We start from the raw sequence: 16,447 nt of genomic DNA, 5'->3' as shown, positions 1-16,447 counted from the left end.
TAGAGAGGTCTCGTCATCGCGGCCCGGACGTGTTGCTCTTGACTGTGTACGGGCGGGGCCGGGTATCCGGCCGTGGGAGGTGATCGTTTCCGGAGAACGGGGTAGTAGTAGGGTCGCGTGCGATTCGCCGCATCCGTAGGGGTTGCGGCCTGCTGTTACGGAGACGACTGGAACGGTCCGGGGTGGTGACCCCGGGCTGGAACGGGCTTCCTGCAAGGAGGTGCTGAGCGTGGCCTCGGGCCCTCACGACCCGCGCTCGCAAGAGTGGCCGGCGGACGACGACGGCGTTCACGACGATGCTGTACACGAAGGCAGGTCCCAGGAGTCCCACACGTCCCCGCCGACGATCCAGCACTCCCCGCCGGGTCCCTCCGACGACGGGGCGCGAGGGCGCCCCATGGCCTCCCCGTGGATGCTCCCGCCGTTCGCGGCACCGACTCCGGACGACAGCGAGCCGCCCCAGGCCCGTCCCGAGGGACTGGGCGGCGAGCGCCGCCGCCCGTACACCCGCCCCTACGGCCCCGCACCCCAGCCTCCCTCCAGGCCCGCCGGACCGCCGCCCCCGGAGGAGCCTCCCGCCGGCCCCGCCGCCGCCTCTCCTCCGCCCGAGGAGGAGAGGCCCGCGGGGCCGGGACGCCACGCCACGCCCGAGCGGGGGCGGCCGCGCCTGGTGGACCGCCCGGACCTCCTGGTCGCCTCCGGGCCGGCCTCCGAGCGCAGGGGCAGGAGAAGGGCGGAGCGGCCCGATCTCCTGGTCGCCTCGGCGCCCCCCCGGGAGCCGGTGAGGGACGAACGGACGGAGCCCCCGCCGCCACCCGTGCCCGAGGAGCGGATCAGGGTCGAGCCGAGCATCGCGGCGACGCCGGAACCGGCGCCGGCCCCGGAACCCGGCCCCGAGCCCAGGGCGAAACCCGGAGCGCGGGCCAGGCCGGACGCCGGTCCGGATCGCGGATCGGCGCCCGGCCCCGGACCCGAGCGGCCTGCCGGGCCCGAGCGGTCCCCCGTGCCGGTCGAGGACGACTTCGAGCCCGTACGCCGGGTGGGGCGCCCGCCCGGCGGCAGGCCCGCCAGGCCCGACCTCCTCGTCGCGCAGGGACCGCCCGACAGGCGGGGGCCGAACGGCGGGCGGCACCACCGTCCGGCCAGCGCGCCCTCCGCCGTGCGCCGTTCCACCCCCACCAGGCGCAGGCGCGGCCGGGGTCTGGTGATCCCGTTCCTGATGGTCCTGGTCCTCACCGTCGCCGTCGGCGGTGGCCTGGTCCTGTGGGGCTGGGTGAGCAGCCCGTTCGCCACCGGTCTCCGGCTGGTCGGCGACGAGGTGAGCTCGGGCGACGACAACTTCGTGCCGCAGGCCGGTGTCGGCGGCAACGGATCCAACCAGGTGCTCAACGCGGTGGCCTCGGTGGGCTCCGTCATGGTCGCGGTCGGCAGCGACACCACCAGCCCGGTTCCCAGACCGCTGTTCCTGGTCTCTCCCGACGGCGGCACGACCTGGCGGCTGGGCAAGGTGACCGGTCCGGAGGGATACGAGCCGGGACCGACCACGGTGGGCCGGGTGGCGGGCGGCGACGGCCTCTGGCTGGCCGCGGGCAACGACCCCCTCGGCTCCGGGCACGGCCTGTGGACCAGCTCCGACGGACAGGACTGGACCGCCGCCGACCCCGGCGAGCTGGGCGCCTTCACGCGCGGGGACAAGATCATGGATCTGGCCAGGACCGACTCCGGGTTCGTCGCGGTCGGCGCGGCCGTACTGGACGACGGCACCACCGGGGCCGTCGCCTGGGTCTCCCCGGACGGGCGGGCCTGGGACCGGGTGGAGACCCGGGAGATCGGCATGCCGGACAAGGTGCGTGGCATCAAGGCGGTCGTCGCCAGGGGGGACGCCGTCGTCGCGCTGGCGGACCCGGCCCAGGGCCAGTCCACCTCGGTCATCCTGCGCTCGGCCGACGGGGGCAGGAACTGGCAGCGGACCGGCGCCGCGCTCAACGACGTCGTCCCGGAGCCGGGCGCGCTGGCCGTGGCCGCCGGCGGGTTCGTGCTCGTACCGACCCAGCAGCGCAGCGACAAGGGCGAGGTCCGCGTCTACTGCTCGCCCGAGGGCGCCGACTGGAAGGCCTGCGGCACCATCACCGGCCTGGGGCCCGAGGGCACGGGCGTCAAGCGCCTCGCCTCCTCCTCGGCGGGGGTGGCCGCGGTCGTCGAGTCGGGCTTCGAGCGCTACACCGTCCACACCAGCGAGGACGGCCGCGACTGGAACAGGACCACCGACCTCGGCGAGGTGCCGGGCTCGCTGCGGGCACTCGCGCTGTCCGACACCGGCACGCTCGTCGTCGGCGGCGACGAGCGCGCCGCCGACGTGGACAACCGGGTGGTCCTCATCACCGCGCCCAAGGGCGGCGAGCCGAGGCCGGTGCCCCTGAGCGGGATCCAGGGCCTCGCCAGAGCCGCCCGCGAGACGGCCAGGGTGGCCGCGGGGGACGGCAGGTTCGTCGCGGTCGGCGCCGTCTCCGGCGACGCCGGGATCTGGAGCAGCGCGAGCGGCGAGGACTGGAAGGCCGGCGGCCCGGCGCAGCTCCTCGGCGGCCCCAGGCGGCAGGCGCTCTCCGACGTCGCGCACGGCAGGCGGGGCTGGCTGGCCGCGGGCAGCACGATGACCGACGCCTCCTCCACCGAACCGCTGCTGCTCACCTCCTCCGACGGGCAGAGCTGGCGCAGGGTGCCGGTGCTGGGTCCCCTCGCCCCGGCGGGCGACCACGACTTCCTCGCCCCGCACGCGGTGGCGGCGGGGCCGTCCGGCTACGTCATCGCGGGCGAGGACCGCGGACCCGCCGCCACCGTGCCCGTCCTGTGGTTCTCCACCGACCTCAAGCGCTACTCCAGGGCGGTCAAGCTTCCCGCGGGCGGTACGGGGGTGCGGCTGCACGACGTCTCGGCGACCTCGTCCGGGTACGTGGCGGTCGGCGGCACCGGCACGGCCGAGCGCGAGACCGGGGTGGTCTGGGTGTCGGCCGACGGGGTCAACTGGACCGCGCGCAAACCGGTCCTGCCCCCGGGGGCGACGTCCGCGGGCCTGCGGCATGTGGTCCTGTACGGCGGGTACGTCGTCGCGGCGGGCACGGCCAGGACCGAGGACGGCACGAAGGCCTTCGGCGCGGTGTCGGACGACAACGGGGCGAGCTGGGAGTTCTCCTGGTTCCCCGCGGACCGGGCGTCCGCCGTCCAGGACCTCGCCGCGACGCCGGAGGGCGTGGTGGCCGTCGGCTGGCACGGGGCGCCGGGGGCCGGAGACAGCGCGGCCTGGACCTCGGAGGACGGGCTGAAGTGGCAGCGCCACACCCCGAGCCAGGGCGGCCTGGACGGCGACGGCGCCCAGTGGCTCGGCGCGGTGGCGGTCTCCGGCGGCCAGGTCGTGGCCCTGGGCCGCTCCACCACCTACAGCGCGGACCACCTCACCCTGTGGCGTTCCACGCTCACCTCGTCGCGATGACCGGGAACCGCGGTGCTCCACGCTCGCGGCGGTCCCGTGACCGGACCCCGCGAGCTCACCCGGGCGCGATGACCGCCCACTCGACCAGCGCGTCCAGCAGGCCCGGGGTGAGGGGGAGGCGCCAAAGCTCCTCGGGGGCGAACCAGCGGGCGTCCGCGGCGTCGTCCCCGGCGGCGAGCGCGCCACCGGAGACGACGGCGAGATAGTCGCGGATCTCGTAGACGGCGCCGCCGGGGCCGGGGCGGTCCACGGTCCCGGCCAGGGGCCCGGGGACGACCGTCAGGCCGGTCTCCTCGAGGACCTCCCTGGCGACCGCCTCGGGATCGGACTCCCCGGGTTCGACCCGCCCGCCGGGGATGGACCACAGGCCCTCACCGGGCGGCCGGCCACGGCGGATCAGAAGCATCCGCCCCGAGCCGTCAAGGATGATCGCTCCGACACAATTTACGCGCACATGGAAAAGATTACGTTGTGATAACGACCGCGCCTCTTGACGGATGGCCCGCCGAAGAAGCAGCGTGGGTAGTCGTGAAAGCCGCCCCTACGTGCCCACGGTGTTTCGGCCCGCTTCGTCCGCCGAGTGCTTGGTCAAGCTCCTGGAGATGCGGTCCCCACGGCGATGTCCTGCCGTTCCAGCCACCCAGACCTCCGTCCTCCGCCGCGGTGGAGGCCGTCACCCGAGGTTCCCGCGTACCCGTCTGGGTTCCCTGGCCGCTGCCCGCGGGGTGGCTGGTCACGGGGTTCGGCGAGGTGGGCGACGAGCGCAGCGACGTGCGGGCCACCGTGGTCGCGCTCTCCGGTCCCTCGCTGACCCACGGTCCCGCCGACCTGCTGATCATCGCCGAGGAGCCCGGAGTGGGGCTCGGCGCGGCGTTCGCGGGGCTGGAGGGCACCGATCCGGGAACCGGGTTCGACAAGGGCCCGCCGCACGCCAAGATCGCCGTCAGGGGCCATCCGGCCGCCCTGTGGTGCGTCACCGCCGCCCCCGACCGGGCCGTCTACGCGGGTGAGGCGCTGGGAAACTGGCTCTGGGCGGTCGTGTGGCCCCCCGAGGCCGGTTACCTGATCACCCTGGCCGAGCTGTGCCTTCGCGACCTTCGCGACCAGGACCAGACCCTCGACCTGCCCTTCGGGGCGTTCTCCCCGCGTCTGGACGTCCCGGCACCCTGACACCGCCCACCCGCGCGCCCGCCTTCCCGCCCGGGCCGCCCTCGCCCTCCCCGCCCGTTCCCTCTCCGGAGCCTTGACCCTCGCGTCCGAACCGGGGGGCGGGGGGAGGCAGTAAAGTTCGGAAGCGTGACAGCGCGTATCGAGCGAGTGGTGACCGAGGGCGTCGTCGATGTCGACGGCGTCGAGCACAAGGTCGAGAACAACACGTGGATCCTGGGTGACGACGAGGATGTCATCGTCATCGACGCCGCGCGCGACGCGGAGAGGATCCTGGAGAAGGTCGGCGAGCGTGAGGTGCTGGCGATCATCTGCACCCACGGCCTGCCCGACCACGTGGGCGCGGCCATCGAGGTCGCGGCCAGAGACGAGGCGGTGGTCGCCCTCCACCCGAAGGACCGGCCACTGTGGCGGCTGACCTGGCCCGACACCTGGCCGGACATCGACATGGAGGACGAGGGCCTGTTCGAGGTCGGCGGCGTCCAGCTGGAGGTCATGTCCACCCCGGGCATCTCCCACGGCGGTGTGTCGCTGTACTGCGAGGCCCTGGACGTGGTCTTCACCGGCAAGACCCTCCAGGCCGACGGCCCCGGCAGGATCGGCGGTGAGTATCCCGCGCTGGCCGACCAGCTGACCGCCATCGGCGGGCGGCTGTTCACCCTGCCGCACCGCACCCGGGTGCTGCCCGCGCACGGCGAGGAGACGACCATCGGTGATCTGGAGCCCCAGTTCGACGCCTGGCTCTCCGGCTCGCTGACCCGCGGCCCCGAGGCGCCGGAAGAGGAGGGTCCGCTGACCGACGGCACGCGCGCGGCGGGAATCCGGCTGAATCCCCGGAACGACCTGCTCTAAATGGACCAGCTTCCCCTGGAGGGCATGCCGCGGCGGCTCTACGCCTGCACGCCGTCGCGGCTGAACAACTGGCTCGACTGCCCCCGCCGCTACCGGTTCACCTACATGGACCGGCCCACGCCGCAGAAGGGCCCGCCGTGGGCGCACAACAGCGTGGGCGCCAGCGTGCACAACGCCCTGGCCGCCTGGTGGCGCGAGCCGTACGAGCGGCGCACGCCCGAGGTCGCGGCGAGCCTGCTCACCAGGGGATGGATCAACGAGGGTTTCCGCGACGCCGAGCAGTCGCGGACCTGGCGCGACCGGGCCGGGGAGATGGTCTCCGGATACGTGGCGAGCCTCGACCCGTCCGCCGAGCCGGTCGGCGTCGAGCGCACGGTCGCCACGCGCACCTCCGTCGTGGCGCTCTCCGGCCGCGTGGACCGGCTCGACCGGCGCGGCGAGGAGCTGGTCGTGGTCGACTACAAGACCGGCCGCCGCCCGCTGAGCACCGACGACGCCCGCTCCTCGCTCGCGCTGGCGGTCTACGCCGTCGCCTCCTCCCGGATGATGCGCCGCCCCTGCCACCGGGTCGAGCTGCACCACCTGCCGACCGCCTCGATCGTGGAGTGGGAGCACACCGACGAGTCGCTGGCCCGCCACCTGGGCCACGCCGAGGAGATCGCCGTCGAGGCCTCCGAGGCCGACGAGCGCTACAAGGAGTGGTCGGCCACCACCCGGCCCAGGGGGACCGCCCCACCCAGGGCGCGCGGCGACGGCGACCGCACCCCGCCCACGGTGCCCCCCGAGATCGACGCGGTCTTCCCGCCCCGCACGGGCCCGCTGTGCTCGTGGTGCGACTTCCGCCGCCACTGCCCCGAGGGCCAGGCCGCGGGCGACGACCGCGAGCCCTGGGCCGCCCTCGCCGACTGAGCCGCGAGACCTGCCCGACCGGGCCGGGGCCGCGTTCGCGAGAGCGTGCCGCCGGTGCCGTCAAGAGGGCCGGGACGGCCAGCGGCGCGGGTCGGTCAGTCCCCTGAGCCCTCCCGCCATGTCGTAGCCCGCCGCGCCGAGCCGCTCGCGCGAGCGGGCGAGCATCTCGCGGGTGGCGGGCATGAACGCCCGGTCGTGGACGCGTTCGGGAAGCGTGTCCATGGCCAGCCGGAACGCCCTCAGCGCCGCGGTCACCGCGCCCGGCGGCACCTCGGGCAGCACGCCGTACATCCGCCTGGCCCAGCCGGGCAGCGCGTAGTAGCAGAGCGCCCCGAAGGGGAAGTAGGCGGGTTTGCCGGGGGTGAGGGCGCGCAGCCCGGCGGGCAGGCGCGGCCACATCAGGAAGCGGACCGTGGACACGGCCTCGGGGGTGACCCTCAGCAGCGGGCGTGTCGAGGCGAGGTAGTCGTCCAGCTCCGCCACGGAGCCGGGCACGTCCTCGGCGTGCAGGCCGACATAGGTGGCGCTGCGGCGCTGCTCGGCCAGGTAGCGGTCGGCCTGGCGGTCGTCGAGCCCCAGGCCCGCCCGCCGTGCCACGGACAGGTAGGAGGAGACCTCCGCGCAGTGCACCCAGAGCAGCAGCTCCGGGTCGTCCACCCGGCGGACCCGGCCGGTGTCGGGGTCGTCGAAGCGCAGCCGCCGGTGGATCCCCCGGACGCGGCGGCCGATCTCGTCGGCCTCCGCGGGACTGCCGAAGGTGACCCTGCCCACGAAGTCCGCCGTACGGCGGAGCCTCCCGAACGGATCCCGCCGGAAGTCGGAGTTCTGCCAGACCCCGCGCATCGCGAGCGGGTGCAGGGCCTGGAGCATGAGGCCGCCGACCCCGCCGACCCACATGGAGCGGTCGATGTGCACCAGCCACGTCACGGTGTGCGGAGGCTGGACGACGATGTCCTCGACGTCCTTGATGTCCTCGATGTCCTTGATGCTGGCCATGGTCGGCACATGGTTACACGGTGGCCGGCGGCCCGTCCAACGGGGTCCCCGGCCGGTCAGCTCCTCAGACGGCTCTCGGCGGCGTTCCAGAAGCGGATGAGGGCGGCGGCGGTGGTCTCCGGGGCCTCCACCGCGGGGGAGTGGGCCGCGCCCGGCACGACCACGCAGTCGGCGTCCAGGCGGCGGGCCATCTCCGACTGCACGCGCGGCGGCCAGCCGTCGTCGTGCTCGCCGTACAGGACCAGGGTGTCGACCCCGACCTGGGTGAGCTCGTCGCACCGGTCCTGCGCGGAGAGCACCTCCTCGGTCATCGTGATCATGCCGACGGGCGAGTTGGCGAACAGCCGCTTGCGCAGGAAGGCGATGATCTCGTCGGACACCCCCGAGGCCAGGGCCTCCGGCTCCATCCGGGTGTGCCACAGGTGTTCCAGGCCGACGCCGGGCAACTCCGAGATCATGAAGCGGCCCGCGCGCTCGCGGGGCCCGACGATCGCGCCGGGCCCGGAGCTCATGAGCGTGTAGGACACGAACCGGGTGCGGCCGTCGATGACCGCCTCCCGGGTGACCAGGCCGCCGAACGAGTGGCCGACCAGGTGGATCGGGCCGCCGTGGCCGATCACCTGGGCCAGGACGTCGACGTCGTTGCCGAGCGCGGCGCAGGTGTAGGCGCTCCTGTCGTCAGGGCCGTTCGTCTCGAACTGGCCGCGCATGTCGATCGCGACGACCTGACGGCCCGACTGCGCGAGCGTCTGCAGGACCGCGATGAAGTCTTCCTTGCTGCCGGTCAGGCCGGGAACCAGCAGGGCGGGCCACCGCTCGGGAATGCCGCTGACGGGCAGGGCCTCCAGTACGGCGAAGGCGCCCACCGCCGTCTCGATCTGGCGAGAGCGGACGCCAGGAGGCAGGGTCAGAAAACGCGGCGTACTCACGTGGCCCCACGATACCTCTCTTGGTGACATCGCTCCGTGCGTCCGGGAGGGGCCGGGAGCGTGAAAAGGGGCGCCACCGACATGGTCGCGCCCCTTCTCATGGTGACACTTGCTAGTTGGGGCGACGCGTTCCCCGCTGCTGCTGACCGCCTCGTACCGGCGGGCGGCGACGGCTCTGCACGCGTTCCGAGGCCGCCGAGGGGGCGATCTCGTCGTCCTCCGACGCGAGGTCCGGCGACTTGAAGATCACCGCGAACGGGCTCGGGGGGATGATCTTCTCGGGCTGCGGCCGGGGCTTGGAGGCCTCCACCACGGGTTCGTCGTCCCAGCGCTCTGCCATGGTGTCGTCGTCCTCTCCGCGATCCGTGAACTCCGCCACCCGCTCCTCGGTCCACGACGGAGCCGAAGGGGCCTCCGAGATCGCCGAGATCGCCGGGGTCGCCGGGACGTCCGCCGGCTGCTCGCGCCTGCCGCGGCGCTGCCGGCGAACCGGCTCCTCCGCCGCGGGCTCGGCGTGAACCGCGGCCACCGCGGCCACCGGGGTCGCCGGGGTCGCCGGGGTCGCCGGGGTCGCCGGGGTCTCTGCCGTGCCGACGAGGCTCACCTCGGGGTTCAGCCCGGCCTTGCGAGCCCGGCCCCTGCGGGGCGCGGTCTCGGCGGGCTGCTCGTCACGGATGTCCCTGCGGGCTGCCATGTCCGTCTCCACCTCGGCGATCTCGACGACAGGGGGCTGAACCTCCTCGGCCACGACCGGCGCGGGGATCTCCTCGCCGGTACGGCCTCCGCGGGTGCGACGGCGCTCGCGGGACGTGCGCGCGGGGCGCTCGCGGCGCTCCTCGCGATCGTCCTCGCGCCCCCTGCGGGAGTCGTCCTCACGCCCCTTGCGGGGAGAGCGGGAGCGGATGCGGCCGGTCTCACCGAGATCCTCGACCTCCTCGGCGGCCAGGCCCGCCCGGGAGCGGTTGGCGCGCGGCAGCACGCCCTTGGTGCCCTCGGGGATGCCCAGGTCGCTGAAGACGTGCGGGGAGGTCGAGTAGGTCTCGACCGGCTCGGGGAAGGCGAGCGAGAGCGCGTTGTTGATGACCTTCCAGCGAGTGAGGTCCTCCCACTCGACGAAGGTCACCGCGACGCCCGTCTTGCCGGCCCGGCCGGTGCGGCCGATCCGGTGGACGTACGCCTTCTCGTCCTGCGGGCAGTCGTAGTTGACGACGTGGGTGACGTCGTCGACGTCGATGCCGCGCGCCGCGACGTCGGTCGCGACCAGCACGTCGATCTTGCCGTTGCGGAAGGCCCGCAGGGCCTGCTCGCGCTGGCCCTGGCCGAGGTCGCCGTGCACGGCCGCGGCGGCGAAGCCGCGCTCCTTGAGCTGCTCGACGACCATGTCGCAGGCGCGCTTGGTCTCACAGAAGATCATCGTGAGTCCGCGGCCCTCGCACTGCAGCAGCCGGCCGACGATCTCGATCTTGTCCATCCGGTGCGTGCGCCAGACGAACTGCGTCGTCTGCGGGGTCGCCTCGGCCTCGATGTCGTTGTTCTCGGCCCGCACGTGGGTGGGGCGGGTGAGGTAACGCCTGGACAGGGCGACGATCTCGCCCGGCAGGGTCGCGGAGAACAGCATCGTCTGCCGCTCCGCGGGGATGAGCTTGATGATGCGCTCGATGTCGGGCAGGAAGCCCAGGTCGAGCATCCGGTCGGCCTCGTCGAGGACGAGCGTCCCGATCTGGCTGAGGTCGAGGTGCTTCTGCTTGACCAGGTCGAGCAGGCGGCCCGGGGTGCCGACGATGACGTCGACGCCCTGCTTGAGCGCCTCGATCTGGGGTTCGTAGGCGCGTCCGCCGTACACGGTGAGGATCCGCGAGCCGAGCTTGCCGGCCGCCGTCACGAGGTCCTCGGTGACCTGGACGGCGAGCTCGCGGGTCGGTACGACGACCAGCCCGCGGGGCTTCTTGCGGTTCTTCCTCGGCTTGCCGACACGCTGCAGCATCGCCACGCCGAAGGCGTAGGTCTTGCCGGTGCCGGTACGCGCCTGGCCGATGATGTCCTGGCCGTTGAGGGCCAGGGGGAGTGCCATTTCCTGGATCGGGAACGGCGCGATGATGCCCTCGGTCTCAAGGGCATCGGCGATCTCTGGGGTGACTCCGAGGTCTCGGAACGTCGTCAGCTTGGCCTGCCTAAATCTCCGTTGAAGGCAGGCCTGCCGGGACCACGGGCAGAAAACGTGTTCCCCGTGCCGGGTCCTCGCGGAAGGTCCAGCCCTCTCATGTCATCAGCGACCGCTGCGGCGTCACGCCGACTTTTGGGGGCGTCCGAGAGTGGATATCCCGGATTAACACGGTGCGGTCGCACTTTCACAGAGCAGTGTACTCGATACCACAACGGAGAACCGATTTCTTCGTATTCCCGGTGAATCGCGAGGTCGCTCAGCTCGTAGGCTGCCTCCATGACCGATTCCCCTCCCGGTGTCTCCGACCTGCTCGGTGTCCTCGCCTACGCCGAGCTGACCGCCTTCCTCAGACTCGCCGAGGACGCCACCCGGTACGCCCCCTCTCTGACCGACCAGGCGGCGCTCGGCGGTCTCGCGGCGGCCGAGTACGCGCACTTCGAGTTGCTCCGCGACCGGCTCGCCTCCCTCGGGGTGGATCCCGAGAAGGCGATGGCGCCGTTCACCGGGCCGCTGGACGACTGGCACGCCCTGACCTTCCCCGGAGACTGGCTGGAGGCTCTGGTCAAGGCGTATGTCGGCACGGGGATCGCGCTCGACTTCTACCGCGAGGCGGCCATCGGCGTGGACGACGAGACGCGGAACCTCGTCGATGAGGTCCTCGCGGACGAGGGGCGGTCGCAGTTCGCCGTCGAGAGGGTCCGCGCGGCGCTCCAGGAGGATCCCAAACAGGCCGGGCGGCTGGCGCTGTGGGCCAGGCGCATGGTGGGGGAGGCGCTGAGCCAGGGACAGCACGTGGCCGCCGCCAGGCCCGAGCTCGCGGCCCTGCTGGTGGAGGCGGCGGGGGAGGACATCAGCCGGATGTTCGCCCGGCTGACCGAGAAGCACGGCCAGCGGATGACCGCCCTGGGGCTGACCCCGGGCCCGTAGCGCGGCGTCCGGGTCTCCACCGGCCTTCCGGACGTCGTGACCGCCGTTCCCGCCCGGCGGGACCGGGCGCGGGCGACCTTCCGGGTGCCGGTCCGCCGTGGTGACGAATCAGCGCTTTCCGCCCCGCTACGTGGGGGAGCCCGCTTCACCTTTGGCGTGAACGCCGGAGCACCGCGGACGAATCCGGTAGCGTGCGGGACATGAGGGCCTCGCGCCGCTATGGCAGTTCCTTGACGAGATGTGGGCCGAACCGCTGGACTTCGCGTCCCGTGCTGCGCAGGGGAGGCGCGGGCTGTCCGGCCATCAGCCGGGGGCGGGAGCATCTCCGCCGTGTCAGACGCCCGCGCTGCTGCGGGCTCGGCGAGCGGGACGAGTGCTCGGGCGGCTGAGGGCCACGCTCGCGCCGGATCCGCGGACCGCGCCATGCCGCGTAGGGCGACCTGGCGCGAGCCCGGAATCCGTCAGAGCGTGCCGCCGAAGCCGACGGGGCGCGCCTCCTCCTCGCCGATCTCGATGAAGCCGAGCGAGGCGACCGGGACGATGATCTTCCGGCCGTTGACGTCGGTGATGGTGAAGACACCGCTGCTGGACGCGAGGGCGGCGCTGATCTCGCTCTCGAGCTGCTCGGCCGTGAGGTCGGTCTCCACTACGAGTTCACGGTGTACGGAACGTACGCCGATCTTGATTTCCATCGTGCTCCCTTTCGATGAGGGTTGCTCGTCCCATGGTCGCCCCACGGGGAGGCCGACGCGCCGGTTGATCGCGCCGAGCGAACAGATGATCGCGATAGGCGAACAGCCGGTCGGGGGCCGGGACATCGGAGGGTTCCTCGACGTCCGGCGAGGGAGCGGGGGAAACCGGCCCGGGCCGGCGCCGGGATCGCGGGTGGTGCCGGGGTCTCTCAGTGGTCGGCGACGGTGCGGGGGAAGCCGGAGATGCCGCGCCACGACAGGCGGGCGATGAGCTGGGTGGCCGCGTCCTTGGGGATGGAGCCGTTGCTGCTGATCCAGTAACGGGCGCTGACCTCGGCCATGCCGACGAGCCCGACGCCGAGCAGGCGCGCCTCGTCGCTGGAGCAGCCGGTGTCCTCCTGGATGACCTGGCTGATCATCTCGGCGCTCTCGCGGAGGTTGCGCTCCATGCGCTGGCGGACCGGGGCGACGTTACGGAGATCCGACTCGAACACCAGCCGGAACGCCTCACCCTGGCTGGAGACGAAGTCGAAGAAGGCACCGATCGCGGCCTGGACGCGCTGCTTGTTGTCCGTGGTGGAGGCGAGGGCGTCGCGACAGCGGGTGATCATGTCGTCCACGTGGAGGTCGAGCAGGGCCAGGTAGAGCTCCTGCTTGCCGGGGAAGTGCTGGTAGAGGACCGGCTTGCTGACCCCTGCCCGCTCGGCGATCTCGTCCATCGCGGCCGCGTGGTAGCCGTTCTCCACGAACACCTCCTGCGCCGCGCTGAGCAACTGGCGGCGGCGGGCCGTCCGGGGCAGCCGGGTGCCCCGGGGCTTGGCGTCCGGGGTAGCGGTCACGTGGTCTCCTCGTGTCAAGCTCCTGGCGTCTGTGGCCATCCTACGCGTGGGTAACCCGGGTCAGCGATAATCGTCCTCGTCGAGCTCGACGGTGCGCCGCTGCTCGAAGGTGTCCGCGGGATCGGCCTCCAGGGGGATGGAGTCGGGCCACTCCGGCTCCCCCTCGCGCACCGTGCGGCTCTGCTCGGCGGCGTCGGCGGGGTCCACCTCGACCGGGAGATCGACGGGCGCGCCGGAGCCGTTCTCGCGCACCGGCCGGTGCTGCTCGGCGGCGTCGGCCTCGGGCGTCTCGACGGAGAGCTCCTCGGGAAGGTCGTCGACCGCTTTCCCGTGCGATGTGTCGCCGCGCGCGTTCATATGTCTGACATCCCCTGTCGTCATCCGGGCTTCGGCATGTTCCCTCTCCTCACCCGGCTCCTGCAAACGTCGGACATCGCCCAGCGTACGACCTCGGATGTCGCGCGCCGAGAAAGACGCGGCATCGGATTGCCCATGGTGGCACCTGCCGCGTTGACGGCGTTTCGCATCCACGCGGACGCGTTTCGAACCTGTGTGCGATGCCGATGGCGAGGTGTCCGGCCGGGAGAACCGTGCCGGGAGGCCGGGAGGTGTGCCGCGCCGCCAGAGGCGGGAGGGGGAGGAGTGGTTCCGGGGAGATGGGGGTCCGAGAGGGCGGCGGGAGAACGCCGGCGGGGACTCCCGCGCCGGGCGTCGGGTGTCCCGGATATGACAGGGCGGGGGCCCGCGGTCGGAAAACCGCGGAGCCCCCGCCTGCAATTCGTGAGAAATGATAACTCGCACTGTATCGAGAGCCGGAATCCCGGGAAATCTCTCCCCGGCCTTCCGCGCTCACCGTTCGGATCGGCATTTCTCCGTGGAGGAACGCGATCCTGGTGGATACGGGACTTCTACCTCTCCGTCACGGTTCCGGAGCCGCTCTGAAACACGGTTCCAGCCGTTTCCGGCGTCGTATTCCGATCCCGTGTCAAGCGTGGATCAGGACGCGGCCACAGGCGGTCCGGGAGGGCCAGGAGGCCTGTTGTCCGTCTCCAGGGGCACCAGGCGGTCGGAACGGGTCCTGTTCTCCAGGCGGTTGCGGTTGCAGTTGTCCTGGTCGAGAGTCAGCCTGAAGCGGTGGTGGTGACGACGGTAGTGGCTGTGGCGGCGGCCGCAGCAGCCGCCGCCGCCCCAGGTGGTGAAGGTGCCGGCGGTGACCGCGGTGGTCATCGCGTTGGCGCTCGTGACGGTGGTCGCCGCGCCCATGGCGACGACCCCGCCGGCCAGCGCCGTGCTGATCGCGAGCCCTGCGAGCACACTCTTGAACTCGGGCATTGCGTTTCCCCCTTGAAAGGATCGATTTACCAATTTTTGGCATTTCCTGCATGAGTCGGAAATTGCCAGAGATGGCTAGAGATGACCGATGATGAGCCATCCCTGGTTGTCATAGTTTCCTCGTATGTCTGCTGACAAACAGAGATCGAAGGCTTTTACCCTACTCTTAGCTATTTATCGTCGACGTTGGATACTTATTGATCGCTTTAAAGTGAAATGTATTTAATGTCGGATTTGTTCTTCGGGGCGGAGAAGAATGGGTCCGGGTACCGCCGGGAGGCGGTCCGGTGCCGCTCGCGCCTGTCCTCTCGCGTGCCGCTCGGTGCCGCCGCGGGGCCTCGGCTCCGCAGGCGTGGTACAGGGACTCGGGGAAGGGGCGTGGAGGGGGCCGGCCCCTGCCGCGGGCGATCGGCCGGTGTGCTTCGGCTTCGAGGTGGTGGAGACGGGAGTCCCGAGGTGGCGGGGAACGGGAGGTGCGCCACAAATGGGACATAACGCACGAAAGCCCCGCGGCTCGAAAACCGCGGGGCCTCGCTTGTGACTTCGTGAAATGAAGAACTCGCACTGTAGATGAGGGTCAGGTTCCCGGGGATCTCTCCTCAGGTTCTCCCTGTCGCCGTTCGACCGATGTTTCCGGGTGGGAAGTCCGGCCGTGGCGGATACGGGGATCCTGTCCCTCCGTCACGGTCTCGAAGCCGCGGACTAGCGCGGATCCGACCGTGAATGAGCTCGTCCTGCGACCACGCCCCGATCAGGGTTGCGGCCTCGGGCCGGCGACTACTCGCGGACGCCGCCGGTGAGAAGCGGAACGATGCGGTCGTTGCGGCTGTCGTTGAACAGCTCGTTGTCGTTGTTGTTGTGGTTGTTGATGATCAGCCTGAAGCGCTTGCGGCTGTGGTGACGGTGGCAGTGGCCGCCGCCGCCGCAGCAGCAGCGACGCCCGCCGTGGCCACCGCAGGTCGGGAAGGCTGCGGCGGTGACCGTGGTGGTCATCGCGTTGGCGCTCATGACAGTGGTCGCCGCGCCCATGGTGACGACCCCGCCGGCCAGTGCCGTGCTGATCGCGAGCCCTGCGAGGACACTCTTGAACTTGGGCATTGCGTTTCCCCCTTGGAAGGACTAATTATCCCTGTTTTCGACATTTTCCCTATAAACCGGAAAACGTCAGAGATAGCCGGTGATGAGCCATCCCTGGTTGTCATAGTTTCCTCACATGTCTGCTGACAAACGGACATCGAAGGCTTTTGCACTCCTCTTAGCTATTTATCGTCGATGTTGGATGCCTATTGGTCGTTTTGAAATGAAATGCATTTAATGTCGGATTTGTTCTTTGGAAACGGAGGCGGGGGCGAGACGCCGCCCGCCGGTGGGCCGGGGTGACCCTCGCGTACCGGCGCCGAGACGGCGGGGGCGGGACGGGGGCGAGGACCGGAGTGCGGGCGGGGGCGGGAAAGGCGGTGCGCGGGAAGCCGGGGCGCACGCGAAGGCCCCGCGGTCCGGAAACCGCGGGGCCTCGCCTGTGACTTCGTGAAATGAGAACTCGCACTGTGGCGAGGGTCAGGGTCCTGGGGATCTCTCCTCAAGTTTCCGCTGTCGCTGTTTGGCCGGCTTCTCTGGGTGAGAGGCGGCGCCGCGGCGAATGCGGGGGTCCTGTCCCTCTGTCACGGTTTCGAAGCCGCCGGAAATCGCGGATCGAGCCGTGAGTGGTCCTGTCCTCTGACGGCGCCGCGCCTCCGCGGGGACGCGCGACTCCAGGCCTGGCGACTAGTCGTCGTCGCCGCCGAAGGTCAGGGGCCGAAGACGGTCGCTGCGGTTGTCATTGCGCAGGTAGTTGTCGTTGTTGTTGTGGTTGTTGATGATCAGCCTGAAGCGGTGGTGGCTACGACGGTGGTGGCGGTGGCCACCGCAGCAACGGCCGCAGCCGCGACGCCAGCCGCAGCCGCCGCCCCAGGTCGGGTAGGCGGCTGTGGTGATCGCGGTGGTCATCGCGCTGGCGCTCGTGACGGTGGTCGCTGCGCCCATGGCGACGGCTCCACCGGTCAGCGCAGTGCTGATCGCGAGCCCTGCGATGACACTCTTGAACTTGGGCATGCGTTTCCCCCTTGAAATGATCGGTTATCCCGATTTTCGACATTTTCCGCATAAGGCGGAAT

Annotated in this window: 15 protein-coding genes; 5 read left to right on the top strand and 10 right to left on the bottom strand. The window is 71.5% G+C overall.

Annotated elements, in window-relative coordinates; genetic code table 11:
* The first annotated feature begins 397 nt into the window (after positions 1-397).
* On the top strand, positions 398-3,487 hold the full coding sequence (locus ACTOQ3_RS23635; protein WP_440085518.1) for a hypothetical protein: 3,090 nt from the start codon (positions 398-400) through the stop codon (positions 3,485-3,487).
* 55 nt (positions 3,488-3,542) lie between these two features.
* On the opposite strand, the gene ACTOQ3_RS23630 is transcribed toward ACTOQ3_RS23635, so the two are convergent.
* Positions 3,543-3,941, bottom strand: a complete 399-nt coding sequence (locus ACTOQ3_RS23630) for an NUDIX hydrolase (protein WP_440085517.1) — start codon at positions 3,939-3,941, stop codon at positions 3,543-3,545.
* Between the two features lie 17 nt (positions 3,942-3,958).
* On the opposite strand from ACTOQ3_RS23630, the gene ACTOQ3_RS23625 reads away from it, so the two are divergent.
* From ACTOQ3_RS23625 to ACTOQ3_RS23615, 3 genes are all read left to right on the top strand, one after another.
* A complete protein-coding gene (locus ACTOQ3_RS23625; protein ID WP_440085516.1) occupies positions 3,959-4,657 on the top strand; it encodes a DUF6758 family protein in 699 nt (232 codons plus the stop codon).
* A 126-nt stretch (positions 4,658-4,783) separates the two neighbouring features.
* Entirely contained in the window at positions 4,784-5,506 is a 723-nt protein-coding gene (locus ACTOQ3_RS23620; protein ID WP_440085515.1) for an MBL fold metallo-hydrolase, read from the top strand.
* Positions 5,507-6,415, top strand: coding sequence for a RecB family exonuclease (locus ACTOQ3_RS23615; protein ID WP_440085514.1), 909 nt, complete (start codon positions 5,507-5,509; stop codon positions 6,413-6,415).
* Positions 6,416-6,475: 60 nt separating this feature from the next.
* Here ACTOQ3_RS23615 and ACTOQ3_RS23610 read toward each other — a convergent pair whose 3' ends face one another.
* The 3 genes from ACTOQ3_RS23610 to ACTOQ3_RS23600 form a co-directional block, all read right to left on the bottom strand.
* Positions 6,476-7,411 (bottom strand): oxygenase MpaB family protein, encoded by a 936-nt coding sequence (locus ACTOQ3_RS23610; protein WP_440085513.1) that lies wholly within the window; start codon positions 7,409-7,411, stop codon positions 6,476-6,478.
* A 56-nt stretch (positions 7,412-7,467) separates the two neighbouring features.
* A complete protein-coding gene (locus tag ACTOQ3_RS23605; RefSeq protein WP_440085512.1) occupies positions 7,468-8,340 on the bottom strand; it encodes an alpha/beta fold hydrolase in 873 nt (290 codons plus the stop codon).
* A 112-nt stretch (positions 8,341-8,452) separates the two neighbouring features.
* Entirely contained in the window at positions 8,453-10,411 is a 1,959-nt protein-coding gene (locus tag ACTOQ3_RS23600) for a DEAD/DEAH box helicase (protein WP_440085511.1), read from the bottom strand.
* 369 nt (positions 10,412-10,780) lie between these two features.
* Here ACTOQ3_RS23600 and ACTOQ3_RS23595 point away from each other — a divergent pair, with 369 nt between their 5' ends.
* The gene (locus tag ACTOQ3_RS23595) at positions 10,781-11,431 is read left to right on the top strand and encodes a ferritin-like fold-containing protein (protein WP_440085510.1); all 651 of its coding nucleotides are present in this window, start codon (positions 10,781-10,783) and stop codon (positions 11,429-11,431) included.
* A 461-nt stretch (positions 11,432-11,892) separates the two neighbouring features.
* Here the strand turns inward: ACTOQ3_RS23595 and ACTOQ3_RS23590 are convergent, their stop codons facing one another.
* From ACTOQ3_RS23590 to ACTOQ3_RS23565, 6 genes are all read right to left on the bottom strand, one after another.
* Positions 11,893-12,123: a DUF3107 domain-containing protein gene (locus tag ACTOQ3_RS23590; protein WP_440068504.1), complete on the bottom strand. Its 231-nt coding sequence runs from the start codon at positions 12,121-12,123 to the stop codon at positions 11,893-11,895.
* Positions 12,124-12,332: 209 nt separating this feature from the next.
* Positions 12,333-12,962: a TetR/AcrR family transcriptional regulator gene (locus ACTOQ3_RS23585; protein WP_362685409.1), complete on the bottom strand. Its 630-nt coding sequence runs from the start codon at positions 12,960-12,962 to the stop codon at positions 12,333-12,335.
* A gap of 60 nt (positions 12,963-13,022) precedes the next feature.
* Positions 13,023-13,319 (bottom strand): hypothetical protein, encoded by a 297-nt coding sequence (locus ACTOQ3_RS23580; RefSeq protein WP_440085509.1) that lies wholly within the window; start codon positions 13,317-13,319, stop codon positions 13,023-13,025.
* Between the two features lie 639 nt (positions 13,320-13,958).
* A complete protein-coding gene (locus ACTOQ3_RS23575) occupies positions 13,959-14,294 on the bottom strand; it encodes a hypothetical protein (RefSeq protein WP_440085508.1) in 336 nt (111 codons plus the stop codon).
* 777 nt (positions 14,295-15,071) lie between these two features.
* The gene (locus ACTOQ3_RS23570) at positions 15,072-15,392 is read right to left on the bottom strand and encodes a hypothetical protein (RefSeq protein WP_440085507.1); all 321 of its coding nucleotides are present in this window, start codon (positions 15,390-15,392) and stop codon (positions 15,072-15,074) included.
* Between the two features lie 666 nt (positions 15,393-16,058).
* Positions 16,059-16,385, bottom strand: a complete 327-nt coding sequence (locus tag ACTOQ3_RS23565) for a hypothetical protein (protein WP_440085506.1) — start codon at positions 16,383-16,385, stop codon at positions 16,059-16,061.
* Positions 16,386-16,447 lie beyond the last annotated feature (62 nt).

It is taken from the genome of Streptosporangium sp. LJ11 (genome assembly GCF_051918945.1).
GTDB lineage: Bacteria > Actinomycetota > Actinomycetes > Streptosporangiales > Streptosporangiaceae > Streptosporangium.
This window is presented reverse-complemented; position numbering and strand designations above follow the sequence as displayed.

What these genes read in the sequence shown, in the direction of transcription:
- ACTOQ3_RS23635 (WP_440085518.1), top strand. Translation starts at nt 398, where the DNA reads ATGGCCTCCCCGTGGATGCTCCCGCCGTTCGCGGCACCGACTCCGGAC.
- ACTOQ3_RS23610 (WP_440085513.1), bottom strand. Translation starts at nt 7,411, where the DNA reads ATGGCCAGCATCAAGGACATCGAGGACATCAAGGACGTCGAGGACATC.
- ACTOQ3_RS23600 (WP_440085511.1), bottom strand. Translation starts at nt 10,411, where the DNA reads ATGGCACTCCCCCTGGCCCTCAACGGCCAGGACATCATCGGCCAGGCG.
- ACTOQ3_RS23570 (WP_440085507.1), bottom strand. Translation starts at nt 15,392, where the DNA reads ATGCCCAAGTTCAAGAGTGTCCTCGCAGGGCTCGCGATCAGCACGGCA.
- ACTOQ3_RS23565 (WP_440085506.1), bottom strand. Translation starts at nt 16,385, where the DNA reads ATGCCCAAGTTCAAGAGTGTCATCGCAGGGCTCGCGATCAGCACTGCG.
- ACTOQ3_RS23575 (WP_440085508.1), bottom strand. Translation starts at nt 14,294, where the DNA reads ATGCCCGAGTTCAAGAGTGTGCTCGCAGGGCTCGCGATCAGCACGGCG.
- ACTOQ3_RS23595 (WP_440085510.1), top strand. Translation starts at nt 10,781, where the DNA reads ATGACCGATTCCCCTCCCGGTGTCTCCGACCTGCTCGGTGTCCTCGCC.
- ACTOQ3_RS23580 (WP_440085509.1), bottom strand. Translation starts at nt 13,319, where the DNA reads ATGAACGCGCGCGGCGACACATCGCACGGGAAAGCGGTCGACGACCTT.
- ACTOQ3_RS23590 (WP_440068504.1), bottom strand. Translation starts at nt 12,123, where the DNA reads ATGGAAATCAAGATCGGCGTACGTTCCGTACACCGTGAACTCGTAGTG.
- ACTOQ3_RS23615 (WP_440085514.1), top strand. Translation starts at nt 5,507, where the DNA reads ATGGACCAGCTTCCCCTGGAGGGCATGCCGCGGCGGCTCTACGCCTGC.